Source organism: Pseudarthrobacter scleromae (assembly GCF_014644515.1).
Taxonomy (GTDB): Bacteria; Actinomycetota; Actinomycetes; order Actinomycetales; family Micrococcaceae; genus Arthrobacter; species Arthrobacter scleromae.
The window spans coordinates 312,643-321,505 of record NZ_BMKV01000001.1 but is presented as its reverse complement, the minus strand read 5'-3'; the positions used below and the strand labels follow the sequence as shown (position 1 = coordinate 321,505).

Here is an 8,863-nt window from a genome sequence, read left to right as displayed (position 1 = left end):
GGTACAGCCGGCGGCCATCCTCTACCCAGCCCTTCGAAATGCCGCTCTCGGCGAGCCACGCCATCTCCTTGTAGAACTGCTGCCCCGTAACAACATCATCAAAAGGCGATTCAGCGGGCGCCGTATAGTCTGGCGACCCTGCCATCCGGTACAGGAACGCGGCCATCGCGTCACGGTTGATGGACTGCAGCGGCCGGTACAGCCGGCGGCCATCCTCCACCCAGCCCGTTGAAATGCCCCGTTGGGCAAGCCACGCCATCTCCCTGTAAAACTGCTGCCCGGTGGAAACGTCATGGAACGGCGAGACCGATGGGGCTACGTAGGCGGCGGACGTCAGGGCTGTTGCTGCATCCACCAGTCCCGCACCACAGCCCTCGGCGCAGGCTACAGGCAGCGGCCGGGCCGTGGCTTTGAGCCGTTTCTCCACCATGTCGGGTGTATAGGTGCTGCCCTTCTGGGACATCAGCAGGGCGGCCACCCCAGCTATGTGGGGTGCCGCCATGGATGTGCCCTCGAGTAGCGCATAGGCTTCCTGTTCCGGGCCGGCGGAGCCAAAGTTGGAGGTGGAAAGGATGCCTTCGGCGTAGGGGTTGGGTATGTCGCCTTGGTTGCTTGTGTCGCCGCCCGGGGCAGTCACGTCGACGGCAGGCCCGTAGTTTGAGTAGGAGGCGCGGCCGCCGTCGCGTCCGGCGGCGGCCACTGCGATGACGTTCTGGCAGTTCGCGGGGCTGGTGCCGGCTGCATTTTCGCCGGAGTTTCCGGCGGCAACCACCACGGCCGCGCCCGCCTTGTAGGCGAAGTTGATGGCGTTCTGCTGCGTGACGGAGCACAAGGGCTCTTCGCCGCCGACACTGACGTTGATCACACGCGCGGGGTTGGGGTTCACCGGCGAGCCGGCGACCTGCCCGCCGGCCGCCCAGATGATCGAATCGGCCACATCTGATGCGTAGCCGCCGCAGGCACCGATGGCGCGGACGGGGAGTAATTTGGCTTCCGGGGCGACACCGATGATGCCTTTGTTGTTGTTGCCAACGGCCGCGATTGTTCCCGCCACGTGGGTTCCGTGCCAGGAAGAGAACGGGTTCTCGCCGACGCACCAGTCCCCTTCGTCCTGCGGGTTGGCGTCGCGCCCGTTGCCGTCCCTGGCGGTTTCAACGTCGGAGACCATGTCATAACCGGGCAGGACCCGGGAGTTCAGCTCCGAGTGGCTGGTGATTCCTGTATCCACCACCGCCACCACTGCGCCTTCACCGCGGTTGATTTCCCAGGCTTGCGGGGCACGGATCCCCGCGGTTTCCTCCCAGAGGTTCCACTGCGCGGGGTACCAGGGATCACTGGGAGCGACGGCGGACGGGTACATGATGATGTCCGGCTCGGCGTAGGCCACGCCGGGGCTGGAGCGCAGCGAGGCCAGGAAAGCAGCCGCTTCGGCGGCCGGAAGGGGCCGGCTGGTTTTCACCACCTGCCCGCCGGCGGCGGTGCCCTTGATGTTCCGGGCCGCGATGCCCAGCTTGCCCGCGGCCTTGCCGGCAGCCTCGGAGGTGACCGCCGCCTCGGACGCAATACCGGGACCTCCCTTGATCCCAACGATGAACTGGTCCGTGGCGGGGGCCACCGCAGGAGCAGCCGCCCGCGGCGGCGTCCTCCGGATATCGTCCAGGTGGTCATCGGCCTGGGCGGGGAGAGCTGCCAGGGTTGTGTTCGCCAGGACAGCGGCCAAGGAGATGGCGACGGCGGCGAAGGGCCGGAAGTGGTGGGTCATTGGCGGGCTTCCTTTAAGGACAGGCGCCATGCACTCGAAGCTGGCGCGGTCAGCCGGGAATCACCGGGCTGACCCCCCTCGGCGATTCTAGCGATAAGCAGGAAGCAGGTGAACGGTGCCCGCGGTAGATGACCTGCTTTCCCGGAGGAGGCAGCGTTTGTGACGAAGCGGAGGCAGCCGGGCGACGCCGGCGGCGCCCACCATTTCCGCGGCTCCGCACGGGTGCCGTAACCTTGGAGGGATTCCTGCTTCGCTGGCGGACACACACCTGGGAGGGTTTTGTCCGGGCACCAGGGCAGGTATCCGTTTCCCATCGGTCTCACATAAGGCGCAGTCGTGAACACTACTTCTCCCCAGGGGAGCACCCTTGGCCCGCTCGAGGACCTGGGCTGGACCGCTCTCTCCGTCAGCGTGGCGCTGGTCCTGCTGCCCGCGATCGGCCTGAAGGCGCTGGGCCAGTCCTTCTTCCCGAAGACTCCCAAAGCTGAAGAACGCCACTACCTGATCCAGTAATGCCCCGCCAGCACGCCAGCAGCACCAGACATTTTGCAGCGCTCTCCGCCGCGGCGGCCGCGCTGCTCGCCCTTGCAGGCTGCGCTTCCGCCTCAAGCCCGGCACCGGGCACCAACGGCACTGCGACTGGCACGGGCAGCGCCCCTAGCACGCTGCCCGGCTCCCACGTCCACGGCATCGCCGTCAGCGGCGAAACCAGCCAGGTACTCCTGGCCACACACGACGGCCTGTTCGACGTCACTACCGCCCCGGCCACCAAAATCGGCGGCACCAACGACCTCATGGGCTTCACCCCCGGCCCCTCCGACGGTGTCTTCTACGCCTCCGGCCACCCCGGCCCGGGTTCGGACCTGCCCGACCCCCTGGGCCTGCTGAGATCTTCCGACGGCGGCAAGACCTGGGAGCAGCTCTCGCGGCAGGGCGAATCCGACTTCCACGCGCTGACCGCCACCCAGGCGGGAATCGTGGCCTTCGACGGCGCCTTGCGGACCAGCCCTGACGGCAAGGCCTGGAGCACAGTCGCCGCAGATTTCACCCCGGCCGTCCTCGCCGGCCACCCGGACAGCACCACCGTCCTGGCCACCACCCAGGGCGGCATCCAGCGCTCAACGGACTCAGGCAGCACCTGGACGCCGCTGGAGAACGGCCCGGTGGTCCAGTTCGCGGCGTTCGCCCACCCGGCGGAAGCCGTGGGCGTAGAACCGGACGGCACTGTCCACTACTCCGCAGACGCCGGCGAAACGTGGACCGAACAGGGCCGCATCGACGCCGAAGTCATGGCAATCGCCGCCCTCAAGGGCGAGGATGGCCGCCCCTGGATCTGGGCCGCCACGGCGGACGGGGTCATCGTGTCCACGGATGGTGGCATGACTTTCCGGCCCGCAGACGCGGACTGAGCAGGCGCGGACTGAGCAGCCGCCTGCGGCCGCCCGCCTAGTGGCGCGCCCTGAACCGGATCAGTCCCGCCGCCAGGAGGCCCACTCCGCCAAGAGAGGCCAGCATCCCGCCAAGGGCTGCAACGTATTCGGTGATGGTCATTGTCTCCACTCCCCTTCCGTACTGCCTGGGTGCCCAAACTACGCCCGGAGGCTCAGGATTGGGCGAAGGATCGCCCGCGTGTTTGGTCAAGATCTGTGCAGTTCCCTGCCACGGACACCAGGCGGGAATGCACGACGGCGGTGCGCGCCGCCGTCGTACATCTCGCCTAAATGTTCACCTTCCGTTAGCTTTCGCTTGATATGCAGGACGCGTGGCCTCCTCCCCTCCGTCCCGTCTCCGCTGTGCAGCCGTCCACGCCCACGCTGGGTGACCTCGGTTTTGAGGCGATGGTCCTGAGCGGCGACACGCCCTCGGGAGAGATCGAGGCGCTGTTCCGGGAGGACCGCGGGCTCCGGGCCGTGGTGGTTGAGGTCCGGGGAATACCCACCCTGCTGACGCGGGACCAGCTGGACCACCAGATGACCGGGCGGCTGGGCTACGGGCGCGCGTTGAACGCCCGCGTGACGGCGGAGGCGCTGGTGCCCTGCACCACCTTCAGCCTGCCGCCGTCCCTGGACCTTCGGGCGGCCGCCGCCGCGCTGCTGGACCGGCCTGAGGAGAGCAGATACCAGGATGTGCTCGTGGTTCCCGCATCGGGGAGCCCGCGCGTGGTGCCCGTCTCGCAGGTCCTGGAGGGCCTTTCGGATGTGTTCCGGCATGCCGCGCTCCATGACCCCCTCACGGGCCTGGCCAACAGGCTGGGACTCGAAGAGTCAGGGCAGGCCCTGCTGGCCGGCTCCGGTTCTGCCCGGACGGCGGCGCTCTACGTGGACCTGGACGATTTCAAGGTCATCAACAACACGTTCGGGCACAGGGCCGGGGACAGTGTGCTCACGGCCTTCGCTGCGAGGCTTAAGGCCTGCACCAGGGCCGCGGACAGGGTGGCCCGGCTGGGCGGGGACGAGTTCGCCGTGCTGCTGGCGAACGTCGATGAAGCCAGTGCCCGCGCTCTCGCGGACCGGATCCTCCGTGTCCTGGATGAGCCGTTCGTCCATGACGGACACCTGCTCCACGTCTCCGCCACCCTGGGGCTGGCCATGGCCGCCGATGTCGGGGCAGGCGATCCTGGGGCACGCGACGGCGGGGCAGGTGTCAGTGCCGGCGGGCAGGAGCCCGGGACGCAGCTCGAAGACTTGCTGCGCCAGGCGGATGCGGCAATGCTGCAGGCCAAGCACGAAGGCAAGCGCAGGCTGGGCCGCATCGATCCTTCCCGGCCGGAAAGCCGCTTCGCCCGCCAGGCCCTGATCCGCCGTCGGCTGCCCCACGCACTCAGCAGCGCAGCGTTCAGCCTCCACTACCAGCCGCTGATGGACATTCCCACCGGTGAGTGCCCCGCGGTGGAGGCTCTGCTGCGCTGGCACGACCCTGAACTGGGCGCCGTCTCCCCCACCGAGTTCATCCACGTGGCCGAGCACACCGGCATGATCCACGCAGTGGGCCAGTGGGTTATAGACCAGGCCTGCGCGCAAGCCCGGCTATGGGCGGACGCCGGCACGCCGCGGGCCATTTCGGTGAATATTTCGCCGCTGCAGCTGGCCGCCGGAAACCTGGCCACGGTCATCCACGGATCGCTGCAACGGCATGGGGTGCCGCCCTCGCTGCTGAACGTCGAGATCACGGAGAGCGCCGCGATCGTGGACCTTTCGTCTGCGGCGGCCCAGCTGCGCACGCTGATCGGGGCGGGCATTGGGGTGGCCCTGGACGACTACGGGACGGCGTACTCGTCCCTCTCACTGCTCAGGGAGCTTCCCCTTACCGGGCTGAAGCTGGACAAGTCCTTCATCGACACCATCGATACCGATCCCACCTCGGCCGTTCTGGTGGCCAACGTCATGGCGTCCGCCAGGGCCCTGGGCCTCCGGACCACCGCCGAGGGCGTGGAGCGGGAAACGCAGCTGGCAGTCCTGCGCGAGCTGGGCTGCGACACCGCCCAGGGGTACCTCATCGCGAGGCCGCTGCCTCCGGCTGAGCTCGATGTGCTCAGCCGGCGGCGAGTGCCATGATGCCGGCGGCCGTGCTCTCCGCTGCGCCGTGCTGGACGATGTGCGGCTTTCCGGGAATTTCGAGGTAGCGCCCGTCCGGGGCAGTGGCGGCGAGTTTGCCGCACCAGGACCGGGAGGCCACGGGATCCTTGGAGCCGCGGAGCACCAGGACCGGCTGTGCCACCTGGGCCAGGCTTCCTTCGAGGTCGTAGGACATCATGACCGGAAGTTCGGTGAGGTACCAGCGCATGCCGGCGCGGACGTAGTCGGTGAACACGATGGCATTGCCCACGGGGCTTTCCCTCAGCGAATCCAGGCCCAGGGCCAGGGTCTGCTGGCGGACGGTCCGGCGTGCCGAGTCCACTACCGGGCCCAGGAGCACCACGTGGGACACCATGCCCGGGTGGCGGACCGCGAGTTCCGTGGCGAACTGGGAGCCCATGGAGTGCCCCACCACCACCACCCGGCCGGCGCCCATTTTTTGCAGCGTTGCGGCGATGACGTCGGCGTAGTCGGAGATGCTGAGCTGCCGGTCCGGGCGCGGCGTGGCACCGAATCCGGGCAGGTCGATGGAGTGTGTGTCCCCGTGTCCGGACAGGACAATCTGGAGCCTGCGGAAGTAGCGGTGGGACATGCCTATGCCGTGGAGCAGCACGTAGACAGGACCACCTTCCGGCGGCCCTGCAAGGGAGTGCACGTGCGAGGTCAGGGACCCCGTGGTGACAACCCTTGGCGTCAGCGGCTGGCGCATCCAGGAGAGAGGTCCGCTGGACTTCGGCGGTTCGATGGAGTTGTGCTGGTGGTTGGTCTCGGTGTGCACCGATGTTCCCTTCAATGGGGGCCGTGCCGGCGGGTGGTCAGCCAAGGGTGGCGAGGGCGGCGGGGGCGCACCGGATGGTTACCGCGGTGTCCGCGTCAACGGATTTCACTTCGCCGTCGATCTGGTACGGGATGGGTTTGAGGGTGGTGAACCCGTAGCTGCTGACGCTCGGCTGATCGCCCAGGCCCCGGGTTGCTGCCCGCAGCGCCGTCAGCAGGATCCGCAGCTTTGAGCGGTGCGGGAAGGTCACCACTTCGAACTTGCCGTCCTGGAGCCTGTGGTCAGCTTCGCTGAGGGTGGCGTATTTGGCCATCTGGGCGATGTTGGCAAAGACCAGGCTGTCGAACTTGCGGCGCCTGCCCTCTGTGTGGCGGATCTCGAACGGCTTGAACTTCGAGAACGTGCGCATCACGGAGACCATTTCCTTCAGCGCGCCCTTGCTGCCCTTTTCCAGGTCGATCGCCATGACCGGGGTCAGGCCGAAGCCGATGTAGGAGTGGGCGTACTCAGAGGGCGCGTCAGGCCCGTCGCCTGTGCTGATGCGCAGGAGGTCGATGTGCCGGACGGAGCCGCTGGCAATGGCTTCCTCCAACGGCTGGGTGCCGGTTGTGCGCCGGTGGTCGTTGGCGTTGCCGGCCGCCATCACGGCACAGACGGCGTCAGGGTTGCCGGCCTGCATGACGCCGTTGACAACTTCGTTGTAGCCGCCGTCGCCGCTCACTGAAATTACCAGCACGTTCCCTGCACCGCGGGCAGCGTCACGGGCCAGTTCCACGGCATGGCCGGCATGTCCTGTGGGCTGAAGGGTGATGCTGGCGGCGTAGGGAAGGCGGTCTTCCAAGTCCGAGCGCAGCTGCTCGGCGAGCGTGGGGGCGTCGCCGGTGCTGTTGGGGTTGAAGATGATGACGATTGATTCGAACGTGCGTGCAGTTTTCATGGGTGGCTTTCGTGGTGCCGCCTGCCGTGTAGGGCGGGGTGATGCACCGGTTTGCGGGGACAGCCGGGAGGGAAGGGCTGCGACGTGGTCCAGGGTGGTGTCCAGGACCCTGGAGACGCTGCACTGCGAGCAGTGGACGGCGACGGCGAGGGAGCCTGCCTGCCTGCCGGTGATGCCGGGGAACTCGACCATCAGGTGCTGGTCGGTATCGCAGTTGGCGCACCAGGGGCGCTTTCCGCGTGGCTGGTGGACATCCCTGGGCACGTAACTGGTGGCTGCGTGTGTGGTCAAGACGGTCAACGCGGTCAGACCACGGCCTGGTGGGTGGCGTCCCCGGGGACCTGGGAGGCGGGTGCTGCTGCCATGGTGGCTCTTCTCAAACGACGTACAAACAAAAGGGGAAAGGGGACAATCCTGGCGCGGCACCGGAGGGGTGCCGCACCAGGATCGTTCAGTTCCCGGCACTGGGCCGGGAGCGCGTGTTAGGCGTGGGTGTTGTGGACCCGGTTGCCGGCCTTCGCCAGGCCGCGGGCCACCATCAGGCCAACCGTGAGGAAGGTAATGTACTGCATGGCCTGGCTGGCGTTGAAGACGTCGACGCCGTTCTCGCTGCCGTCATCCCCCACCACAGCGGCGGTGATGATCGTGGCAATGACTGCGGCAACGTAGACGGCGAACTCGAGGGTCCGCGTTGAGATCTTGATGTCGTTGGCGTTGCGCACCGGGGCGGCGTGGTTGTTCTGGGTGTGGGTAGACATGTGTTTCTCCTGGGATGGCGTGAGCGGCCGTGGCGGCCATGCAAACTCTGATCCCTCTACTGAAACCATGTTGACAAATTCTCTACACTGTAGACTTTATGCGTAGACTAGATAATAAGCAAGCTGAGGAATCGTCCAACCGGAGATGCCCGACGCCCAACAGGATGGATTCTTTATGGCCGACAGTGCCGGCAGTCAAGCAGGTTCCCGGAAAGCGCCCCTGAGCAGGGAGCTTGTCCTCTCCACCGCCCTTGAACTGGTTGACGCTGAAGGACTGGATGCCCTGACCATGCGGCGCCTGGGGCAGGAGCTGGACCGGGATCCCATGAGCCTGTACCGCTACGCCGCCAACCGCGCGGCCCTGCTGGACGGTGTTTCCGAACTGGTCCTGGACGAGCTGGCGATCTTCCCTGACGATCCCGACTGGCAGTCGCAGCTCCGCAAAATCGCCCATGACCTGCGGCTCCTGGCGCTGCGGCATCCCAACGTGGTGCCGCTGCTGGTCACCCGCCCGCTCTCCACTCCCCTGGGGCTGCGCCCGCTGGGTACCCTCCGCCCGCTGGAACAGATCCTTGCCCTGCTGATTGAGGCCGGCTTCACGCCGGCTGTGGCCCTGCACGTCTACCGCGCCTACTACGGCTTCCTCTACGGCCATATCCTGAACGAGCTCCAGGAGTACATCGTTGACCCGGACGAGAATGAGGCCATCCTCCGCCTTGGCCTCCACCGCCTGCCGGCGAAAAGCTTCCCGCACCTCCGGGCGCTCGGCCCGGTCCTGGCCGACTACGACGGCGCCGCCGAGCTGGACCAGGGGCTCGCCATCCTGCTCTCCGGACTGACCAGCCAGCTCTCCGCGGGGCAAAGGGAAAGCCCCTCCTAGGAGGGGCCTTCAACGTAGTGGTCAATTGTCTTTCGGTCTAGGTCAGCGGTGATGCACTCCCCCTTCCCGGACGCCCCCTGGCGCCCATCCGGACTATGACAAGAACTGACTCTAGTAACTGGATTCCGTCAAGTAAAGGGGTCCGGGGCAAGTAAATTTCAGAACCCGTTCAC

8 protein-coding genes are annotated in these 8,863 nt (G+C 67.1%); 4 read left to right on the top strand and 4 right to left on the bottom strand.

Going from position 1 to position 8,863, the window contains the following annotated elements; all coding sequences use genetic code 11:
* The coding region (locus IEX33_RS01470; protein ID WP_229675184.1) for a S8 family peptidase at window positions 1-1,762 on the bottom strand (1,762 nt) is incomplete at its 3' end.
* Window positions 1,763-2,098: 336 nt separating this feature from the next.
* Here IEX33_RS01470 and IEX33_RS01465 point away from each other — a divergent pair.
* The 3 genes from IEX33_RS01465 to IEX33_RS01455 all read left to right on the top strand — a co-directional run bounded on the left by IEX33_RS01465 (window position 2,099) and on the right by IEX33_RS01455 (window position 5,316).
* Window positions 2,099-2,275: a hypothetical protein gene (locus IEX33_RS01465; protein ID WP_172801451.1), complete on the top strand. Its 177-nt coding sequence runs from the start codon at window positions 2,099-2,101 to the stop codon at window positions 2,273-2,275.
* Window positions 2,275-3,171 (top strand): F510_1955 family glycosylhydrolase, encoded by an 897-nt coding sequence (locus IEX33_RS01460; RefSeq protein WP_188727146.1) that lies wholly within the window; start codon window positions 2,275-2,277, stop codon window positions 3,169-3,171. Before IEX33_RS01465 ends, IEX33_RS01460 begins: the two co-directional genes overlap by 1 nt.
* 342 nt (window positions 3,172-3,513) lie before the next feature.
* Entirely contained in the window at window positions 3,514-5,316 is a 1,803-nt protein-coding gene (locus IEX33_RS01455; RefSeq protein WP_188727144.1) for an EAL domain-containing protein, read from the top strand.
* Here IEX33_RS01455 and IEX33_RS01450 read toward each other — a convergent pair.
* From IEX33_RS01450 to IEX33_RS01440, 3 genes are all read right to left on the bottom strand, one after another.
* A complete protein-coding gene (locus IEX33_RS01450; RefSeq protein ID WP_188727142.1) occupies window positions 5,294-6,115 on the bottom strand; it encodes an alpha/beta fold hydrolase in 822 nt (273 codons plus the stop codon). The genes IEX33_RS01455 and IEX33_RS01450 overlap by 23 nt on opposite strands.
* Before the next feature lie 37 nt (window positions 6,116-6,152).
* On the bottom strand, window positions 6,153-7,343 hold the full coding sequence (locus IEX33_RS01445; RefSeq protein WP_229675183.1) for a diacylglycerol/lipid kinase family protein: 1,191 nt from the start codon (window positions 7,341-7,343) through the stop codon (window positions 6,153-6,155).
* A gap of 191 nt (window positions 7,344-7,534) precedes the next feature.
* Window positions 7,535-7,810, bottom strand: a complete 276-nt coding sequence (locus IEX33_RS01440) for a hypothetical protein (protein ID WP_104184486.1) — start codon at window positions 7,808-7,810, stop codon at window positions 7,535-7,537.
* Window positions 7,811-7,985: 175 nt separating this feature from the next.
* Between IEX33_RS01440 and IEX33_RS01435 the strand changes: the two genes are divergently transcribed.
* Window positions 7,986-8,690: a TetR/AcrR family transcriptional regulator C-terminal domain-containing protein gene (locus tag IEX33_RS01435; RefSeq protein ID WP_188727140.1), complete on the top strand. Its 705-nt coding sequence runs from the start codon at window positions 7,986-7,988 to the stop codon at window positions 8,688-8,690.
* Window positions 8,691-8,863: the final 173 nt, after the last annotated feature.

Excerpts from the sequence above, each read along its gene's own strand:
- IEX33_RS01460 (WP_188727146.1), top strand. The coding sequence starts at position 2,275 with ATGCCCCGCCAGCACGCCAGCAGCACCAGACATTTTGCAGCGCTCTCC.
- IEX33_RS01455 (WP_188727144.1), top strand. The coding sequence starts at position 3,514 with ATGCAGGACGCGTGGCCTCCTCCCCTCCGTCCCGTCTCCGCTGTGCAG.
- IEX33_RS01435 (WP_188727140.1), top strand. The coding sequence starts at position 7,986 with ATGGCCGACAGTGCCGGCAGTCAAGCAGGTTCCCGGAAAGCGCCCCTG.
- IEX33_RS01440 (WP_104184486.1), bottom strand. The coding sequence starts at position 7,810 with ATGTCTACCCACACCCAGAACAACCACGCCGCCCCGGTGCGCAACGCC.